Annotated in this window: 19 protein-coding genes; 5 read left to right on the forward strand and 14 right to left on the reverse strand. The window is 41.2% G+C overall.

All coding sequences use genetic code 11. From position 1 onward, the window contains the following. Positions 1–502: 502 nt before the first annotated feature. The 8 genes from BP621_RS11545 to BP621_RS11580 form a co-directional block, all read right to left on the reverse strand. Positions 503–652: a hypothetical protein gene (locus tag BP621_RS11545; protein WP_292390067.1), complete on the reverse strand. Its 150-nt coding sequence runs from the start codon at positions 650–652 to the stop codon at positions 503–505. A gap of 219 nt (positions 653–871) precedes the next feature. Next, a complete protein-coding gene (locus tag BP621_RS11550; RefSeq protein ID WP_292390069.1) occupies positions 872–1,231 on the reverse strand; it encodes a hypothetical protein in 360 nt (119 codons plus the stop codon). A 312-nt stretch (positions 1,232–1,543) separates the two neighbouring features. After that, positions 1,544–1,750 carry a hypothetical protein gene (locus tag BP621_RS11555; protein WP_292390071.1) on the reverse strand — a complete coding sequence of 69 codons (207 nt, stop codon included), beginning with the start codon at positions 1,748–1,750 and terminating at the stop codon, positions 1,544–1,546. Next, positions 1,743–1,880: a hypothetical protein gene (locus BP621_RS11560; RefSeq protein ID WP_292390074.1), complete on the reverse strand. Its 138-nt coding sequence runs from the start codon at positions 1,878–1,880 to the stop codon at positions 1,743–1,745. The genes BP621_RS11555 and BP621_RS11560 overlap by 8 nt, the downstream gene beginning before the upstream one ends. A 50-nt stretch (positions 1,881–1,930) precedes the next feature. Next, positions 1,931–2,434: a ferredoxin-thioredoxin reductase catalytic domain-containing protein gene (locus BP621_RS11565; RefSeq protein ID WP_292390075.1), complete on the reverse strand. Its 504-nt coding sequence runs from the start codon at positions 2,432–2,434 to the stop codon at positions 1,931–1,933. Between the two features lie 134 nt (positions 2,435–2,568). Next, positions 2,569–2,874, reverse strand: a complete 306-nt coding sequence (locus tag BP621_RS11570; protein ID WP_292390076.1) for a glutaredoxin family protein — start codon at positions 2,872–2,874, stop codon at positions 2,569–2,571. A gap of 190 nt (positions 2,875–3,064) precedes the next feature. Then, positions 3,065–3,733 carry a flavodoxin family protein gene (locus BP621_RS11575; protein ID WP_292390078.1) on the reverse strand — a complete coding sequence of 223 codons (669 nt, stop codon included), beginning with the start codon at positions 3,731–3,733 and terminating at the stop codon, positions 3,065–3,067. Positions 3,734–3,793: 60 nt separating this feature from the next. Next, on the reverse strand, positions 3,794–5,272 hold the full coding sequence (locus tag BP621_RS11580; RefSeq protein WP_292390081.1) for an MFS transporter: 1,479 nt from the start codon (positions 5,270–5,272) through the stop codon (positions 3,794–3,796). A gap of 708 nt (positions 5,273–5,980) precedes the next feature. Between BP621_RS11580 and BP621_RS11585 the strand changes: the two genes are divergently transcribed. From BP621_RS11585 to BP621_RS17110, 3 genes are all read left to right on the forward strand, one after another. Further along, on the forward strand, positions 5,981–7,102 hold the full coding sequence (locus tag BP621_RS11585) for a DUF21 domain-containing protein (protein ID WP_292390084.1): 1,122 nt from the start codon (positions 5,981–5,983) through the stop codon (positions 7,100–7,102). 338 nt (positions 7,103–7,440) lie between these two features. Next, positions 7,441–7,638, forward strand: coding sequence for a hypothetical protein (locus tag BP621_RS17105; protein ID WP_349682075.1), 198 nt, complete (start codon positions 7,441–7,443; stop codon positions 7,636–7,638). A gap of 56 nt (positions 7,639–7,694) precedes the next feature. After that, positions 7,695–8,147: a type 1 glutamine amidotransferase gene (locus BP621_RS17110; protein WP_349682076.1), complete on the forward strand. Its 453-nt coding sequence runs from the start codon at positions 7,695–7,697 to the stop codon at positions 8,145–8,147. A 244-nt stretch (positions 8,148–8,391) separates the two neighbouring features. On the opposite strand, the gene BP621_RS11595 is transcribed toward BP621_RS17110, so the two are convergent. From BP621_RS11595 to BP621_RS11605, 3 genes are all read right to left on the reverse strand, one after another. Then, on the reverse strand, positions 8,392–10,077 hold the full coding sequence (locus BP621_RS11595; protein WP_292390086.1) for a SagB/ThcOx family dehydrogenase: 1,686 nt from the start codon (positions 10,075–10,077) through the stop codon (positions 8,392–8,394). An 87-nt stretch (positions 10,078–10,164) separates the two neighbouring features. Further along, a complete protein-coding gene (locus BP621_RS11600; protein ID WP_292390087.1) occupies positions 10,165–10,707 on the reverse strand; it encodes a DJ-1/PfpI family protein in 543 nt (180 codons plus the stop codon). A gap of 297 nt (positions 10,708–11,004) precedes the next feature. Continuing rightward, positions 11,005–12,360 (reverse strand): TIGR00297 family protein, encoded by a 1,356-nt coding sequence (locus BP621_RS11605; protein WP_292390088.1) that lies wholly within the window; start codon positions 12,358–12,360, stop codon positions 11,005–11,007. A gap of 523 nt (positions 12,361–12,883) precedes the next feature. On the opposite strand from BP621_RS11605, the gene BP621_RS11610 reads away from it, so the two are divergent. Further along, the gene (locus tag BP621_RS11610) at positions 12,884–14,314 is read left to right on the forward strand and encodes a dihydrolipoyl dehydrogenase (protein ID WP_292390091.1); all 1,431 of its coding nucleotides are present in this window, start codon (positions 12,884–12,886) and stop codon (positions 14,312–14,314) included. Between the two features lie 347 nt (positions 14,315–14,661). On the opposite strand, the gene BP621_RS11615 is transcribed toward BP621_RS11610, so the two are convergent. The 3 genes from BP621_RS11615 to BP621_RS11625 all read right to left on the reverse strand — a co-directional run bounded on the left by BP621_RS11615 (position 14,662) and on the right by BP621_RS11625 (position 18,068). Further along, positions 14,662–16,179, reverse strand: a complete 1,518-nt coding sequence (locus BP621_RS11615; RefSeq protein ID WP_292390093.1) for a catalase — start codon at positions 16,177–16,179, stop codon at positions 14,662–14,664. A 355-nt stretch (positions 16,180–16,534) separates the two neighbouring features. Continuing rightward, positions 16,535–16,714 carry an MM0924 family protein gene (locus BP621_RS11620; RefSeq protein ID WP_292390119.1) on the reverse strand — a complete coding sequence of 60 codons (180 nt, stop codon included), beginning with the start codon at positions 16,712–16,714 and terminating at the stop codon, positions 16,535–16,537. A 436-nt stretch (positions 16,715–17,150) separates the two neighbouring features. After that, the gene (locus BP621_RS11625; protein ID WP_292390095.1) at positions 17,151–18,068 is read right to left on the reverse strand and encodes a class I SAM-dependent methyltransferase; all 918 of its coding nucleotides are present in this window, start codon (positions 18,066–18,068) and stop codon (positions 17,151–17,153) included. Positions 18,069–18,256: 188 nt separating this feature from the next. Between BP621_RS11625 and BP621_RS11630 the strand changes: the two genes are divergently transcribed. Next, positions 18,257–18,664, forward strand: a complete 408-nt coding sequence (locus BP621_RS11630; RefSeq protein ID WP_292390097.1) for an inorganic diphosphatase — start codon at positions 18,257–18,259, stop codon at positions 18,662–18,664. The last annotated feature ends 121 nt before the right edge of the window (positions 18,665–18,785 follow it).

The following is an 18,785-nucleotide window of genomic DNA, read 5'->3' on the forward strand; positions in this document are numbered from 1 at the left end:
CCAATTTCAAGTGTAATTTTCTACGTAAATAACTATAGTATAATAAAAACGATGACAGATGAATAAAAAAATCGCTCTTTATGAAACTGATGAGTATAATTTCTCTTTAATGGGCCCTCTAGAAACTTAGTATGTTCCTGATATAATTCTTTTATACATATTATTTTTTATATTTCTATTATTGTGGAAAATGATGAATACAATAAGCTTTGTTTAACGCTTTTCCATATGTATAGCCCCCTCTTAGCTTCTTCATTCAGAGAAGCAGGGAATATAGGTAACTCTAAAAAATATGCGCAACTGCAAAATAACTACAATATTTCTATTAGAAAGCTTCCTGGCCAAAATTAATTCTTGTTTTATAAAAGGTATATAATTTTATTTATATATTAATATTTGTTAAAAACTTTTTATTTTATATGTCTTCTATGTTTAATTAATAGGATTACATATTCATTATCTTCATATTATGTAAAGTCCCCTTAGAAAACCCTAACTTTTTTCAATCAGAACACGAAATTTTAAGAATTTTCTGCCTTAATTTCTGCCTTATTTCTTGAGAATCAACTCTCTTACCCCCAAAATCAGGGCTAACAAAATCTAATTCTTTGGTCTCTCCTACGAGGTTATGGGCTAATTCTCTAGCTTTCAATAGCAGAATAAATTTCCATGTATATTTATGAACTTCATAGTTATCTCAGATTAAGCTTTCAGATTGGCTTAAGGAATTAGTCTGTACATTGAGAGATATGTCTTATAGAGCTTCTAATGAAGTCAAAATCTTTAGGTAATTTTAAAAATAGGTTACAGATATGCCTTTTCTTCACTCACAGGCTATCTGTTGAAGCGTATATTCATATTTCATTTATCGTTAAAAATTTGCGAGCTTCGAATGTAATATTTTATTTTCTAGCACTATCAAACTAACTTCTGCGTCCAGGACTTTGTTTATTGCTTCTTCTCTTTTGGTCTCAGCTTTCCTTATTAGTTCTCCGAGACTTTGGATCTGTGAATCCAATTTATTACTAATTAAGTCTAATTTTTTTGATTGTGTTTGTATAATCTTAGCCTCTGCTGATTTTCTCAGGCAATCTGCAGCTATTATTAAACCATCAAAATAAGCGACTTTCTCAGATGCTATTTCGAGTTCAGCTTTTACTTTTTCAACCTCTTCTTCGTCAATCATTAAATTGTGTTGTTGTCTTTCAGTACAACATTCTGCACTCATCATATAACCTCCCTATTTTAGGAGTAATTATTACAGTCTTAAATGTTTATATATGTTTAGTTCTAGAAAAGTTATACAGATGATATAGTAATAACTCCAAAAGTCCTTTTTAGCAAATTTTTGCTCCGAGTTCATTTACTCCTGTATCCAGGCTTGCTATAGATCATTATTGGCGATTTATACAGATATACGAGGATATGAGAAAATCCTATTCTGAAAATCCTATTCTATTAGTTTTTATTTTCTGATAACTTTTTTACAGAATTGTAATAATTGAGTCCCCGTACCATGAGGATTTTTGGTTGTGAAAACCAATTAATCTTCAATAACTGTTATCCTGCTATATATCCTCAAATCTACCTGACTTGCTATAGAATAACCTATTTCTTGACTGCTAGGGGCATCAAACACAGGAATATTGAAATCACTGCCTGCATACGCATTCAGGTTTAGCATTGACAAGGCATAAACCAGAGCACCTATTTTATCTGGAGACTTCTCAGCTCCCGGGATTTCAGTCACATATCTGATCCTCAAGCTCAGGGAATGTACCGAAATGATGAACCTTACCCTGCTCGTAGAAGATACTAACAGGTTCAGCTCGAATTGCTTTTCCCCTGGAAGCATGAACTATTTTGAAAAGAATAACCAAATAAAAAAAGAAAATTACTGAAGTTTCAATAAACTCCCCTTTACTGGAATTTACATAAACCGTTCAAATCTTTCCTTTCTCGCTTTACAGATAGGACAAACTCCAGGCGGTTCGTCCATGGCACAGAGATATCCGCAAACCTTACATCTCCATACCGGTTTTGAAAGTTTCCCTGTAAACTCCATAGTTTCCATCATCTCGGCTTTTTTCTTTTCTTCAGCTCTTTCAGCGTCCCTCTGTGCTTTAGGAGGACGCCTTTCAGGAATCGATTCTACTCTTCTTTCTCCCCGGATAACCTCGTCCGAAACGTAAAGTGCACAATAACAGGCTCCGTAATCGTTCAGGTCGGGGTCTCTATAGTAACAGGGACAGACAATGTCCAGGTCCTCTTCCAGATTGTTGGCAGAAAGCCTGCAAGGGCAGGACCAGTATCCGTACCGCTTCTCATTTGCGAGCAACCCCCGTACAAGGTCTTTTGTGAACTCAACATCAGGGTTGAGGTGATACCCTGATTTTTCGACCTGGTTATTCAAGCGCCTGTAGACTTTATCCACCAGTTCTTCGGTTATGCTTTCTTCGGCAGCTTCCTCTTCTTTCAGCCCAATTCCCCCTTATACAAAACTTTTTTGAAAAAGTTTTATCAAAAAGCCAAAATAATCTCCAACAGAATATTCAGCTTAATTTTCACTTAAAATCCAAGGACTTCGCGGATTTCTTTTTCTTTAAAGCCCACGATCGCTTTTTCCCCATTTATAATAGTTGTCGGGAAAGAAGTTGAAGGGTTGAAACGCCTTAATTCCTCAACAGCCTGGTTTTCTTCTTCTCCTTCAAGCTTATCTACGTATATAAAATCGAAATTTACACCAAGATCGATAAGCAATTTCTTTGTCCTTTTGCACCATACACAGGTGCTAAGCCCATACATTACAACCTTACCCCTGTCAATTCCGGAAATGTGAGCTCCTTTCTCCTTATCCAGAGTAGATACATCCATTCAGTTAACCCCCGGCCACGATAAAGTTATTGCAGTACGCCTATGAGTACTTTACCTTGAAAACGCGTTTTATTTGAGCCTGCCGGCAGATTGAAGTCCTTGCAGGCTGCAAGTTTTGTAAATACTTATGAGAAAATATAGACTAAAGTATATAAAATCTGGACATACCAATAAGGTATCCTGATAATTCTTATTTTATCAAGCCCATCCGGACATACCAGTCATAATCGTGGGCAAACCGGTCTTTATCAGATTTTACAAGCTGGCAGAAATATTCTGTCGTCTGGCGATGCATTTCATCCTGATCCGGATATTCTACCTCTCCACGAATCGATTTTACTAGCTTTTTACCAAGCTCTTCGGCGTTTCCCGCAGCTTGCTCGAGTGCAGAAGGATACATCCCAACTGCAACACCAAGGCCACCGACAACGGTAACACCAAGAGTCATGAGCACGCTGTTCATGTATTCTACAACCACATCTGCCTTGCCTCCTCCTGCCGTGGACACTGAGCACCCGAATTTTCCGGTCAGCATCTGACAATGGATAGCATCTGAGAGTCGGTCAAAGAAAGCTTTCATAGGGGCCGGAACCGAGTTAATATAATTCGGAGCTCCAAAAACGATCCCATCAGAGTTCAGAATTCTGTCAAGAAGCTCCTCAAAGTCATCGATCTGAGGGCACTCCCCAGTCGCATAACAGGCTCCGCATCCTGTGCAGTATTCTATACGCAATTTGTATAGATCTATCAGTTCGACGTCCGCGCCTTCGGACTCCGCGCCTTTGAGCACGGATTTTACCAGTTGAAGAGTCTTGCTCTCATTCCCTCTCGGACTTGCGTTAATTCCAAGAATTTTCATGATTATCACCTTGATTGAATGGATTCGCGATGATTACATGAATTACACAGGATTAACGTATTATTTTTTGCTTTTTTCAGGGATACGGGCGTGAACTATTGGACTCCTTTTCCCTCTCACGAGGGATGCGAATATTCCTAGAATGCAGGAGGCCGTAAAGAGAATGAAAGCATAATGCAGGCTTAAAACGAACCGGGGATAATATTCAGGCGTGATCTCTACAGGACCAATAACAATCGCAAAGATCATCATTGCAATACCCATCGACAGCATCTGGCCAAGGAGACGCATAGTCCCGTTCATTCCCGACGCTACGCCGTAGAATCTTTTATCGACCGAGCTCATGATTGCATTTGTATTTGGAGACGAGAAAAGCCCGAAGCCTATACCAAGAATAACCAAAGTGATAATAAGGTGCCAGATAGGAGTTTTTTCTGTAAGGAAAATTAGAAGGAAGAGTCCAAGCGCAGTAAATGTCATTCCTGCGGATGCAACAATCCGTGGTTCAACCCTGTCAGAGAGCCGGCCGGCAATTGGCGAAACCATAGCCATGATAACCGGCTGTGCTACCAAGATAAGTCCAACATGTTCGGGAGTGAAGCCTTTTGTGTACTGAAGATCGAGGCTTAAGAGAAAAGTTACTGCGAAAGTCGCACTATAATTGATAAGCGCAGACAGGTTCGAAAAGGCAAATATTCTATTTTTTGTCAGGAGACTAATGTCGAGAACAGGAGAGGGTATTCTCATTTCGTATAAAGCAAAAATAATAACTCCGAGAATTCCCACGGCTAGGAGGGCAGCTCCTTTAAAGTCCGGGAGAACTGAAAAACCGTACATAACTGCAACTATCGATGCACCGTATATCACTGACCCTATCAGGTCGAACTTCTCCCCTCTGCACTCAGCCCATTCACCTTTAATTTTCCATAAGATCAGGAGAATTGCTGTAATGCCTATAGGAACATTTACGAAGAAGATGCTTCTCCAGCCGAGATACTGCGTCATCGCGCCTCCAAGTAAAGGACCAAGGGAAAGCCCAATGTAAACTGCAGTAATATAAGTACCAAGAGCTTTTCCACGCTCACCAGGCGGGAAGACCGAAGTAACAATGGCGACGCCTGTCCCGAAGATCATTGCACTCCCAATACCCTGAACGAGCCGTACTCCAACCAGCATTTCCGATGAGGAAGCCATAGTCAGAATTAAAGACGAAAGGCTGAAGACCGTAATACCATAGAGGAAAATCTTTTTCCTCCCGTAAATGTCTGCGATTTTTCCGAAAGGGACAAGAAACAATGCTGATGAAAGAAGATAAGCAGTCGCAACCCAAGAAAGGGCAATAGCATCCATGTGAAATTCGGCCCCAATAGCAGGCAGGGCAATATTCACTGCCGAACCGTCAAAAGGAGTGATAAATCCCGCCAGTATCGCAATAAAAAGCACGACCTGTTTCCCTGTGCCGACAACAGGAACATCAGGTGTACGGCAGATTTCCGGAACTTTGGCAGGTGATCCGGTGTTATTTGTATCTTTTTTCATGTGTATCACTTATAAGAAGGGTCGTTACCTACAGCTTATGGTGTCAGAAAAATAGCAATCTATTTATGTGCAGGATAGATTGTTTCAGAGACGATACTCTTCATTAATACTTTTCCTCGTTATGGCTGACTGATCGGTCATTTAGTACTATTTGTTTGTATTAAACATTACGCTGAAGCAAAGCTTTCAAGCAACCGTTGCGCCGGTTGATCACGCCGATAGGATTTGGGGTTAAGGTTCTCAAACTCAAATGTTGCGCTGTTTTTCGTTTTCGATCAAACCTTTTTTCAAAAGGTTTGCGCTCAAGCCTTTTTTAAAAAAGCTTGCAGTAAATCTGAGAACACAAATTAAACTATTAGAACAGAGTAATAATTAAATTAAGACTACCCGAAATCAAGATTACCTGGAAACTTTCCTTTCCATGCTGTTAAATCCGGATAAAGTTTAAAAGAAATTAATGGTTCAGGCAAGGTAAAATCTGAAGGTTAAATTTATATTTTAAGGCTAAATTTACAACAAACTGAGCAATACAAAACCAGAAAACTGAGTTTCGAAGAGGACTGTGACCCAGTTAAATATATAAAAATTGACAGGTTAAGCCATTAAACCTATGCTTACCAAAAATCTTTGATGGATCTACTACGGATTTACCAATAAAATTATGCTAAATTATGCCAGTATGAAGATTATAGAGGTTATAGACTCACAATGAATGAAATTATTATTTGGATATTGATCATACTCTGCTTGATGCAGTCCGCTATCTTTTCCGGAATGACAATCGGGGTTTTCGGCCTTGGGAGACTCAGGCTTGAGATCGAGGCCGAAGCAGACAACAAAGAGGCTATCAAAATCCTGCAGATCCGACGGGATTCAAACTTCCTGCTTACGACACTGCTCTGGGGAAATATTGCCGTGAATGTCCTCATTGCCCAGCTTACAGGCTCCGTTCTGACAGGAGCTTCAGCTTTTCTCTTCTCTACTTTTGTAATTACCAGTTTCGGAGAGATCGCACCCCAGGCTTATTTTTCCCGAAATGCCTTGTCACTCGGAGCAAAACTAACTCCTGTAGTTCGCTTCTACCAGTTGCTGCTCTATCCGGTAGCCAAGCCCACAGCCCTGATTCTTGACTGGTGGCTCGGCAGGGAAAAACTTGAACTCTTCAAGGAACAGTCTATGCGGATTATGCTCGAAAAGCACATCGAGTCTGGAAAGTCTGATATTGGTACTTTTGAGGGGATAGGAGCCTTGAACTTTCTCTCCATAGACGATGTTAGCATTTCCGATGAGGGCTCGCTAATAGACGAGAGAAGTATAATCTCTCTGCCGGTGGAAAATAACCGTCCTGTATTTCCTACTTTCAAAAGAGAACCGACTGACCCATTTCTGCAAAAGATAGAAGCCTCCGGGAAGAAGTGGGTAATCATTACCAGCCCTCAGAATGAACCTGTCATGGTGCTTGATGCGGACCACTTTCTCCGGGACGCGGTTTATAAAAAAGGCCCATTCATTCCGTTTTCTTACTGCCACTTCCCAGTTGTCGTGAGATCTCCCAAGACCAGGCTTGAAAAAGTAATTAGGCAGTTTAAGGTGTATCCGCAATACCCTGAAGACGATGTGATCGACCAGGATCTTATCCTCTACTGGGACCAGGAAAAAAGAATTATTACAGGTTCGGATATTCTGGGCCGGCTGCTGCGGGGAATTGTAGTGGAATGTGACCTGAAATCAGGGTGCGAACTTCCTGTTCCGCCTTCCCAGCCCGGAGTTGTCAGAAGAAGTTTGAGAAGAGGAAAAAAGAAAGAAAGCGAAGAGCGGAAAAAAGAATAAAAATGCAAAGAGGAAAACAAAAAACAGGGTAGTATACCGAAAGCTCTGTAAATTCGAATCTCCGATACATAATTTTTGATATAAAGCCTGTGCACCAGTGAAAAACGATAATCTCTTTTGTGGTCAGGAAAAATGGTACAGGATAACTCCGAATTTACAGAGCTTTTGATACATTGCCGAAACATAAATTTATGTAGTGACGCTAAAGAATGACGAGTATTTAATTTCAAGTGTTTCTGTTACCGATAAATTTGAATGTTATCACTCAAAAATTCAGAAACAATTAAAAATTAAAAATTATATATATTAATTTAAATGTTTAAAGTAAGGGTTTAAACATGAAAATACATTGCATCCAGCACGTTGAGTTTGAAACATTGGGAACTATTGTTGAATGGATAGAAAAAAGAAAGCACTCTTTATCAACCACACACTTATATGAAAATCAGAACTTTCCCAGTCTGGATAACTTCGACCTTCTCATAATCATGGGTGGACCGATGAATATCTATGAGTATGAAAATACCCCTGGCTGAGGAAAGAAAAAACGTTTATTAAAGAAACTATCTCTTCAGGAAAAGCAGTACTTGGGATTTGCCTTGGCGCTCAGCTTGTTGCTGATGTACTGAAAGCCGAGGTGTTTAAAAACGACTATAAGGAGATTGGATGGTTTCCGGTGTTTACGATAAAACAGGAGAAGTCTGAAATATCCCTGCTGGAAGGTATTACGAAAGAACTTACTGCATTTCACTGGTATGGAGATACCTTCGGCTTGCCTGAAGGGGCAATAAGACTCTTTGAAAGTGAAGCCTGCAAAAATCAGGGCTTTATCTACAAAAACAGGGTAATTGGACTTCAGTTTCATCTGGAAATGAGCAGTAGAACAATCGGAAACGTTATAGAAAACTGCAGGGATGAGCTGGTTGAAGGAATGTATATCCAGAATGAGAAGGAGATGCTGGATAAAGACTCATTTCTGGCAGATTCAAAGTTATCGATGTTCAGGATACTGGACAATTTTGAGGAGATTATTAAAATCAACTGAATAATTCTCATTTGTCTTTTGCAGTGATTAAGAGCCAATTGGAAAAGTCCTGCTGCTCTGAACGTTATCAATTGTACATACTCTAACTTTTTCTTGTTTGTTCCATTTATAAAGACGTCTCCAAATTCTAAGGAGACTTTGACAACTTAATCCTCTTGCTTTCAGCAAAAGTATAGTTCTTAGGAAGTTTATTGATTTATCTGTAGAATCACAAATCTCAAGAACAGAGAAAAGAAATAATAAGTTACTCTTCTTCATATGCAGGAAGAGTTAGAACTCCTATCTCCGGAAGTGGATAACCAACAGCGAAATGGTAGAGGTCCTGGAACTCAAGCCCTTTAAGCCCTATGGCATCATGCAAAGGGTCATCGAAGAAACACCCGATCCCACAGCCCCTGAGGCCATTTGCTTCGGCTTCAAGGTAAAGAAGCTGCCCCAGAATTCCGCATTCCCAGAAAAGGTACGGATATATCCAGGCCCCGAACCTGTTCAGAGGCTCTTCGAATTCCGAGAGCATGCAGGCAGTAAAACAGGCATCGGCAGCTTTTCGCTGCGCACAGGAAAGCTGGGCTGCAAAAGAATCCAGAGTTTCTTCCATCAATAGGTAAAACTCAAGGTCCGACGGGCAATTTTTCGGTTTCTCCCATAAAAAGTCCGGCCTGATCCCAGCTTTAAACCTCTCTTTTTCTTCGGGTTTGCGAAGGAAAATATAAAGTCCTGGAAGAAGGTCTTTTACACGATTTACGAAAAGAAGCAGGTGAGTAAAGGAACCAAAAGCAAGGGAATTGAAAATTGGATTATTTTTCGGAAGGGTTCTTTGCAGCATTGCATAAAAAGTTTCATTTTCCAGGTATGCGCTGTTATTCATTTCAATAGCACTTCTCCTTCCACGTATAACGCCTCGAAGGGGAACTGTCTTAAGCTTGGACAGGTTCCTGAAGTTGCAGGTTTTCAGCGATGAAACAGCCTGCATGTTGGATTTCGGTTCTTCTTTTGGTTCTTCTCTTATCTCCAGGTAATTGGTTCCCTTCTTTTGAGATGCTGAAGCCGCTTTTTCAATACCTAACCATTCAACATGCCCTGGACTTAAACTGTTAGGAACGCCTTCCCAAGAAAGGTTTTTAAAAGCAGGAATCGCGCCGGAAGGAATTCTGCTACTTTTACAGGTTTTTCCTGCTGGATAGACCGCAAGCAGGCAGGCAGGTTCCTGTCTCTCATGACCTTCATCTTCGGAAACGCCAATAAGCGCTGCAATATCTTCCGAACCCATGTCCGCAAGAAGGCTTGTTTTCCAGCCGAGCCCGGCAGCAGCAAAGGTCAGGGCAGCAATTGCATGCCCGATATCATGATGTGCATATCGAAACGCTCTGAGCCCATATTTCCAGGAAACCCGCCAGAAAATTGAACTCAGGCCCACGAAAAAAGTGCCTTCAGGAAAGCCCGAACTTAACAGCTCCCAGGTCGTCGGGGAAAACTCGGTTCTGAGTTCAAGGGCATGAATCAAAGGAGCATAATGACAGACAGACGGATTTTTCAGAAACCCCTTTACAGGGCCGGAAATAAGGTAGACCTCGGTAGGATGAAGGTTTCCGCTTGAGGGGTTGACCCGAAGCGGCCATTTTGTACCTCCTGCCCTTTTCCAGGTCGAAATGGCAAAACTGTCAAAAAAAAGCCTGGAAATCGATTTCGCATTCAGCTCAGACGGCTTGAGTTTTTCCGGTGAGAAAGCCTGTTCATAGGCAGGAAAAGTTTCAGCTTTTATCTGTTCATCACTCCAAATCTCTAGATTCAAAAGTCGAGTTCCCTGATAGTTAAGAAAAGGGTCTGGTTTGATAGTCAGATCCATGCGGTGAGGACCCGGAGCATAAGTTTTGAAGTTGTGTTTACTTGCCTGGTGATAAGCCAGTATGGCTTCAAGTTCCGCTGTCATAATAAGCACACCCGGTAACCGGAGAAATCAAATTTTCAGACAACTTTCTCGATAAAGAAGATTTACATTTCAGAATATTTGAGAGAATTAAACTTTTTTCAGGGCCTCAAGTACGGCTTTTCCAAACGCATCAGCACTTGCGGGGTCTCTCCCTGTGACCACCCGGTCCGAAACCACTACTTCCCTATCCAGATAGACAGCTCCGCGTTCCTTAAGTTCGCGTACTGTGTCCGGACTTTTGAAGACTGTGCTCTCTTTGCCCTTCAAGATACCTGTCCTTGCCAGTATCACAGGGGAAATACAGATTGCCGAGATCACCTTTTTCAGAGCATCCGCTTCCTTTACGAGTGCCTGCAGAGCTTTGTTATCCCACAGGTATTTTCTTGAGCCCGAGCCCCCTGAGATTACTATTGCGTCATAATCGTCAATTCTGGCGTCCGATATCGTGATATCAGGCTTGATTGTGCCTCCGAGCATCCCTTTTGCAGTTTTCGTAGATTCGGCTGCAACGGTAACTTTTACTCCTGCAGCCTCAAAAAGCTGTTTCGGAACAAAACATTCCTCGTCCCTGAACTGCTCCTGGGCGATTACAAGCAGGATTTTCTTGCCTTTATACTCGATTTCTGTCATCTGGGAACCTTCCTGTAAGCTTGAAAATTAAAATCGAATAAATGAGAATTGGAATGGTTTAGTAACCCTGTTTCCTTAAGGATATGTTATGAAAATATAAATGGATGCTTCTTTTAGAGAGTACGCAGCATGAGAAAAAATGAAAAGAGCCTGAGAAAGTTGTAAGAAGCCGGAGAAAAATGTATAAGAAGCCTGAAAAAGTTTTAAAAATCCTCAAAAACAGTGTAGAGGTCCAGAGAGTAGAAGAAAGGGTCTAAGGAAATGAAAATAGGTTATAAGACTTATTCCGTACCCAGTTCAAGTTATAAGGAAATACAGAACTGCGGAAATTCCTGCACCTGCAAAAGTCGCCGCGAAATTGACTCCACTGTTTGAAAGCACTCCCCTTTTCTGAAGCGTAGCCCCAAGGAGGCTGTCCATATTTGTCCCGAAAAAACCTCCTGCTGTTGTAATAAGGACTGTTAATATAAAATTATCCGAGACTCCCAATAAATATGCAAGGACTCCTATCACTGCAGAACCGAAGATTGCAGCAAATTCGCCAAGCAATGATACGGCCCCGTCGACTCCGGGTTCCGAGAGTCTCAGGGTTGTTATCATTCTTGGCCTTCCTTTTGCCGTTGTCCCTATTTCACTTGCCAGGGTATCTCCGGTAGCTGTTGCAACCGTACCCATATAGGCATAGACGATCGGAAGACTGTGCTCCGGGAAAACTCCATATGCTACTGCAAGGGCAAGGGCTGCCGTACTGTTGGAAAATACGTTTTCGTAACTCCGGATACCATCTTTAGCCTGTGCAATCCCTATGGATTCTTTATATGCATATTTATATTTTGTAAACCCACCTCCAAGAATAAAAAATGTGAGCAAAAGAAGGAACCAGGAAAGCTTGCTGAAGACGATTATCAGGACTCCAAGAAGGGCGGCACTCAGAAGGGCAGAGACATCTGCAATCTTCGCCCTGTAAGCCAGTACACCCAGGAAAAAAGAAAATACAAGTGCTATGACCATTTTTTCAGGAGGCACCCAGTACCTGAAATCTTCAAAAATCCACATCGTCATGCCTGCACCCAGAGGCACAGAAATATTCTTGTCTATTTTGGAGGGGATTGACTCGAAAAGAGAGCCTGTAACCGCTCCGATAACAGCTATGAAGAAAACCATATTATATGAGACCGGAAGTTCCTGCCAGTAGACAATCCAGCTTGCGGCAAAGAATGCGGCAGCAATCCGAAGTGCCAGGAAAGCCGAACTCCAAAGTATTGAAAAACTCCTCTTTTTGATTCTCCTCCGCCTTAGCTTAAAATCAGGTACAGAATCGGTTTCCGAAAAAGAGGTTTTATGGTTTCCTACTGCCGCAATCGCAAATGCGGCGAGTACTATGTAGAAAGGATAGTTGTAAGAAGAGCCCCCCGAAATCACGGAAACAAAGAGCATTATAGTCAGGGAAAAAGTAAGGCTGATAATATCTCTGTCACAGAAAAAGGAATTTCCAGAAAAGCGTATTCCCAGAAAAAGAACGACAGATAGAAGGAAAAGAAGGTTCACTCCTGCAAAAGGAGCTATAAGAATGAGCAGGAAGTACAGGATATGCATTACAGGAATTCTCTTGCAAAAATTCCCGCTTTTAAAGAATCGGGCAGCTCTGTTCATTATAAGACATCTTTTGTTTTTATTTTTTCTGGAAAGCTACATAGAATAAGCTTATCTTTATAAATAAGTAGTTGTTTTCCTTTCATAGATGATTTAAAAATATGTATTAAAATTTAAAAACATCTGTTTTAGAAGTTGGCGATCGGGAAGGAATTTAGACAAACCCATTAAGTTGCATAGAGATTATTCGACGAATAAAATAACTTTTGCCTCACATTTGTTATTCGGGATTTTTCAAACTTAATCTACTTATCAGAATTTCCAAATGGTATCCAGGCTCAGAATCTCAAAAGATATCTATTTTTCATATTTCTAACGGCATCTATTCAAAATTTCACAAATTTTAATGCTAATTTGTTCCTTCAGGATTAAGCGCGAATTCAGGCTCAAGTGCAAAATCCGATGAAGTTCTGATCTATATGTAACTGAATAAATTGTGAAAACTCTGATCCATAAATATAACCAGAATTAATTGTATATTATAGCCAGCAAAGCTGCATGCTATATTTGGTGAGGGGAAAGCATGGAAAACTACGACCTTATTATAATAGGTACGGGTTCTGCAATGAACTATATAAATTCCATTCTTGATTCAAATCCGGAAATGAGAGTTGCCGTTATCGACAAAGACGAACCAGGTGGGATCTGTCTTACCAGAGGGTGTATTCCTTCAAAAATTCTGCTCTATCCTGCCGAACTCATCAGGGAAATTGAAACTGCACCTGTTTTCGGAATTAAGCTTGGAATAAAGGACATCGATTTCCTTGCAATTATGGAAAGGATGCGCAGGAAAATAGGAGAAGATATAGAGGCAATAAGGAAGAGTCTGGCCGACAACCCGTATCTTGATTACTACCATGAAAGTGCGGAGTTTATCTCACCTTATACCCTGAAAGTAGGTGAAAAAGCCCTCCACTCCGAAATGATCTTTCTCTGCACCGGCTCAAAACCTGCAATTCCTCCCATTAAAGGCCTCGAAGAAGCAGGATACCTTACAAGCGATACTGTGCTTAAGCTAACGGAATGCCCAAAAACGCTTGCCATCCTTGGAGGGAGTTACATTGCAGCCGAATACGGGCACTTTTTTTCAGCGATGGGAACCGATGTTACGGTTATCGGGAGAAATTCCCGGTTCCTTCCACAGGAGGAACCAGAAATCTCCAGACTTGCCTGGATGAAGATGTCGAAATATATGAGGGTTATAACAAACCACGAAGCCATAGAGGTTAGAAAAGAAAATAACGGGCAGAAAACTGTCATAGCAAAGGAAAAAGACTCAGGACAGGAACTAAAAATAACTGTGGACGAAATTCTCGTAGCAACAGGAAGAGCTCCGAATACCGATATTCTCCACCCCGAAAGAGCAGGGATCAAAACCGATATCCAGGGCTGGATTATGGTAAACGAGTATCTTGAGACCTCCCAGCCGAATATCTGGGCATTTGGGGACGCAAATGGAAAATATCTGCTAAAGCACGTAGCAAACTACGAGTCCGGAATAGTTTTCCTCAATGCGATCTTGAAAGAAAAAGAACAGGCAGACTACCATGCCGTACCTCATGCCGTTTTTTCGTATCCTGAAATTGCCGGAGTAGGCATGGGAGAGCAGGAAGCCGTGAAAAAGTATGGGGAGGAAAGAATCCTCATAGGCCTCAAGTTTTTTGAAGATACTGCAAAAGGATCGGCTATGGAAATCAAGGATTATTTCGTAAAAGTGATTCTGGATGCGGAGGAAGAAAAAATTCTGGGAGCCCAAATTATAGGCCCACATGCCTCAATCCTGATCCACCAGATAATTCCTCTCATGTACACTGAATCAAGAAGTTCTGAACCAATCATGCGGGGTATGGATATTCACCCGTCTCTAAGCGAGGTTGTAACTAGGGCCTTTTATTCGCGGCTCCCGCCTGAACATTATCATCATTTCCTTAAACATATCGGGCTTGAGGACTGAAAATATCTACTTGATTGAGGACTGAAATCCCTACTTGATTGATAACTCAAAATCTCTACTTTTTCCTTCACACCTATTATTTGGTCGTGCACTGCTAGCCAGTTGATATGTGCAGCCTTCCTGAAAATTTACTGCTTATTTGTCTTCTTAGCATTTCAGTCCTCTTAATTTCAGGTTTCTGCATCTTTCTTTACCAGCTGAGCCGTCTGGATGAGAAAGATTCTTGTGCTTACTGTTGTCAGTAACTCGCGGACATGACCCCCCAAAAGAGATAATAAATTGGTTTTCACCTTAAAACCGATTTATTCAATTTTTACGGCGAAATGGAGACATTACTCAAAATTATTTTATTTTTCAGTTGCTCTGGCACGCTCTTCCATGGTCATGTTAGCAAGGCGCTCAACTTCCTTTACATCAAGCCCAAGGCCTTTAGCCACCCGGCTTCCATAGTCTGAATCAGCTTTGAAAAACAGGGCTGTCTGCCTGAGCTGTATACGTTTCTGGGCACCTGAAAGATGAGCTACAATGTTGCCTACCAGATTTCCACGGTCGTAGTCGGTCATGACATCACGATACAGGTTTCCAGGTTGTACAAAGTCATCGTTTGGGTATGTGTAAGGTGTGCGAGCTGCCAGTCCCGACACTTCGAATTGAGGCTCCAGAAAACCAGGGTTTGGAGCAGGACCTCCAAAGCTATTGGGCCAGTAATTGGGGCCATTACCACCATTGGCATCAACACGCATGAACCCATCACGTTGATAGTTAGTCTCAGGTGAGTACTTTGGAGCATTCACAGGGATCAGGTGATAATTGGGACCAAGACGATGAATGTGGGTATCGTGATAGGAAAAAACCCTTGCCTGCAGCATTTTATCTGGAGAAATGCCAATGCCTGGCACAAGGTTTGCAGGACTGAAGGCTGCCTGTTCCACTTCAGCAAAGTAATTGGTCGGATTTCGGTTCAATACCAGCTTGCCTATCTTGATAGGGGGAAAATCGCCGTGAGGCCATACCTTGGTTATATCCAGAATATCAAAACGATAATCTTTGGCCTGCTCTGGAGTCATTATCTGCATTTCGAGAGTCCAAGAAGGATAGTCGCCTCTCTTGATAGCCTCATAAAGGTCCCTCGTGGCATGGTCAGGATCCGTTCCACTTAATTTCTCTGCTTCCTCGCGGGTCAGGTTCTTTATCCCCTGGTCAGTCTTGAAATGATACTGTACCCAGAAATATTCACCCTTATCATTGTACCACTTGTATGTATGGCTAGAGTAGCCATTCATGTTTCTGAAGGTAGCTGGAGTACCCCTGTCTGAGAAAAGGATAGTGACCTGATGAATTGATTCCGGCGTCAGGGAAAGGAAATCCCAGAACATATCCGGATCTTTGCAGTTTGTAGCTGGATTACGCTTTTGTGTGTGGATAAAATCAGGAAACTTCAAGGGGTCGCGAATGAAAAACACAGGGGTGTTATTACCTACCAGGTCATAGTTTCCATCTTCAGTGTAGAACTTAACGGCAAACCCCCGTGGGTCACGAGCAGCATCAGGTGTACCCCTTTCCCCACCGACTGTGGAAAAGCGGGCAAAAACTTCAGTGCGCTTACCGATTTCAGAAAGAAACTTGGCCTTGGTATATCTGGTTACATCCGCAGTCACTTCAAAGTAACCTCCAGCACCTGCACCTTTGGCATGTACTACACGCTCCGGAATACGTTCACGGTCGAAATGGCTAAGTTTATCAAGCAGATGAGCATCCTGAATAAGAACAGGGCCACGCTCTCCTGCTGTAAGACTGTTCTGATCATCCCCCACCGGGATTCCAAAACCGGTAGTTAGAACCTTGGAAGGTTTATTTTCACCCATTTGTACCTCACTCCCTACTCCATAGGGGCATATTTTAGATTAATAAGTACTAACCTATTTGACTCTTCATCATATCCCCCAAAAAAGTAATGATTAATTATGAGATTTTTTTATAAATAGATTCACATGTAATGCCAATAATCAAGCATAATGTGAATTGTGATTAAGCAGACCTCAAAACTAAAAATTTGCTTCTTTAAATCCTATATTTTGAATAATTTAGGACTTACGCACTTGAGGTACGAGATCGAATACAATAAACACTATGGTTTAAATTTGGAGTTTAGACAGTTGAAGGTTTAATGCTATTGATTTTTCAGTTCAACTGCGTAAGTCCTAAATCGTAACTATGAGCTTACTGAGCCCATAGTGCGATTATTTTATCAATAACTACGTGGGTAAGTTTCCCTTCGTTATTGAGAGTGAGGATATTATCGTCATAGGTTTCTAAAGTTCCTCCAAAAATCTCGGGCCCCCCACAGTAAACCTGTATAGCCTTGTTGAGGTAATGTTCCACTATAAAGGATTGAATCAGGTTCTTTCCACCCCCTTCTTTGTTGTCTGGTTATTTATCTGCTTATATTTTTTGGCATACACCAGCTTTAAACCTGTGTGTATCCGTTAATTGTAATATCCATTCATTTCTTATAAATATCCGACAATCCTGTTTTTTGAATTATTTAGGACTTATACACTTGATGTACAAAAGACAGTTTTAAGTTTCATGCTACTGGTTTTTCATTCAACCGCGTAAGTTTTAGTACCCTTAATTATGAGACTTTTTATTATTTTGATCGTCCACTGATACAGAATTGGTGTTTTCAGGATAGAATACCCTACGCGACTTTTGATTGCGTTTTGATGCTTTTGCAACACGATGGTTCTACAAAAGCCAAACTCACAGAAAAATAAAGAGGCTAGACGTTATTACGTTACTGTGAAATAATAACAACGGAATACAAATGGACGACCTATTTTTTAATAAGGTCAAAAACCCACCTACTGATGCCAGGAGCAACGTTTCCAGCCCGCCTGTACAGCTCCACTTCAAGCCCCATTTTTTTATAGTTCTCAATCAATTTCGGAATCTGGGATTCGGCTTTAAAGGTGTAAAAATGGATGTACCCGTCTTTCTTCACAAGCTTCGAGATTTTTTCAAGGAAATGGTCCATGCCATAAGGGGTAGGAACAATAGCCCTGTCAAACTCATTTTCAGGAACCTGAAAACTTTCATCTTCAGTTTTCTCAGGATTCAAGCATACGGGCAGACCAGAATAAGCCGTATTTACTGGCCCTTCACTGGTTTTTGAAGAATTAAACCTATGGAAGATATGTTCAAAATTTCCTTGAATAACCGTTACCTGCCCTTCAAGCCTGTTAATCCGGACATTTTCCCGCAGGCAGGCACAGGCATCGGGGTTTATTTCGATAGCATAAACCTTTGCCCCTTTTCCTGCAGCAGGAAGCACAAAAGGGCCAACTCCAGCAAAAGGAATTATAATACGTTCACCCGAGGTAATTTTTGAGGCTACCCTTCTTCTCTCCGAATACAGGCGAGGATTAAAAAAGACTTTTTTGACATCCAGCTTATAGGTATAGCCGTTTTCCCTGTGAATGGTTTCAGTCGTTTCCCCTAGCAGAAGCTCAAAATCCGCAACCCTATGCTCGCCTTCGAGTTTGCTAACCTTATTAAGCACAGCCCGCGTGTTGCCTCGCATGGAAAACAGTTTCGAGGCAATAGCTTCTTTATAAGCCGCAAGCTCCGAAGGAATCGAAATTACGGCCACGTCACCTATATAATCAAAACGTTTTGGAACTATCTGAAGCAGAGGTTCTTCAACTATTCCTCTCATCGCATCTCGCAAGCTCACTCTCTTTCGAAAACTCATAAAGAATACCTCTGACTGGCAGATTGTAAACTTTCATTTTAAGATTATAATTCCAGATTTTAGTTCCGCTTTTAAGAATCATTAATATATGCTTTTTGTTTTGGGAAAAGGCTAGAAAAGTATGGAAAAAGATAAAACCCGGAAGAAACCTTAAACGGCTATTCCGATTACAGGCAGGACTATTTCCCATGAAAATTATAATAGAAACCCCAAAATACAGTTTCTGGAAGTACAACAGGACAGAAAAAGGCTATGAAAGAGCTTTCTTTTCTCCTCTACCCACTATTTTCAATTACGGCTTTGTAGAAGGAACGGAAAGTGCGGACGGCATGGAAGAAGATGTGGTTGTGCTTGGACCCCGCCTACCGAAAGGAAGTGCACTTAAAAGAGAAACTTTTGACGGGATAGTAAAATTTCTGGATGATTCAGTCAGGGATGATAAGAAAATCGTATATATCAGCGGGTTTCACTCTCCTATCCTGCTTGCTTATTACTTCAGGCTTTATGCTCTTTTCAAAGTCTTCCTGTATGCTTTCCGCGAGAGAAGATTTGCAACGTGCAGGTTTGAAGGAATTGAATTCCGGAAATTGCGCTGAGATTTTTAGAGATCTACCTTTACTCGTAAACTCTTCTATTTATTTTTATATCTACAACTTCCTTTTAGTCCTGATTTATATAAGAAAGCATAGGAAAATTTTCAGGAAGAGCCGCCTAAAT

This window comes from Methanosarcina sp. UBA5 (assembly GCF_002505485.1).
Taxonomy (GTDB): Archaea; Halobacteriota; Methanosarcinia; order Methanosarcinales; family Methanosarcinaceae; genus Methanosarcina.

Excerpts from the sequence above, each read along its gene's own strand:
- BP621_RS11550 (WP_292390069.1), bottom strand. The coding sequence starts at position 1,231 with ATGATGAGTGCAGAATGTTGTACTGAAAGACAACAACACAATTTAATG.
- BP621_RS11570 (WP_292390076.1), bottom strand. The coding sequence starts at position 2,874 with ATGGATGTATCTACTCTGGATAAGGAGAAAGGAGCTCACATTTCCGGA.
- BP621_RS11575 (WP_292390078.1), bottom strand. The coding sequence starts at position 3,733 with ATGAAAATTCTTGGAATTAACGCAAGTCCGAGAGGGAATGAGAGCAAG.
- BP621_RS11580 (WP_292390081.1), bottom strand. The coding sequence starts at position 5,272 with ATGAAAAAAGATACAAATAACACCGGATCACCTGCCAAAGTTCCGGAA.
- BP621_RS11585 (WP_292390084.1), top strand. The coding sequence starts at position 5,981 with ATGAATGAAATTATTATTTGGATATTGATCATACTCTGCTTGATGCAG.
- BP621_RS17105 (WP_349682075.1), top strand. The coding sequence starts at position 7,441 with ATGAAAATACATTGCATCCAGCACGTTGAGTTTGAAACATTGGGAACT.
- BP621_RS11595 (WP_292390086.1), bottom strand. The coding sequence starts at position 10,077 with ATGACAGCGGAACTTGAAGCCATACTGGCTTATCACCAGGCAAGTAAA.
- BP621_RS11600 (WP_292390087.1), bottom strand. The coding sequence starts at position 10,707 with ATGACAGAAATCGAGTATAAAGGCAAGAAAATCCTGCTTGTAATCGCC.
- BP621_RS11605 (WP_292390088.1), bottom strand. The coding sequence starts at position 12,360 with ATGAACAGAGCTGCCCGATTCTTTAAAAGCGGGAATTTTTGCAAGAGA.
- BP621_RS11610 (WP_292390091.1), top strand. The coding sequence starts at position 12,884 with ATGGAAAACTACGACCTTATTATAATAGGTACGGGTTCTGCAATGAAC.
- BP621_RS11615 (WP_292390093.1), bottom strand. The coding sequence starts at position 16,179 with ATGGGTGAAAATAAACCTTCCAAGGTTCTAACTACCGGTTTTGGAATC.
- BP621_RS11625 (WP_292390095.1), bottom strand. The coding sequence starts at position 18,068 with ATGAGTTTTCGAAAGAGAGTGAGCTTGCGAGATGCGATGAGAGGAATA.
- BP621_RS11630 (WP_292390097.1), top strand. The coding sequence starts at position 18,257 with ATGAAAATTATAATAGAAACCCCAAAATACAGTTTCTGGAAGTACAAC.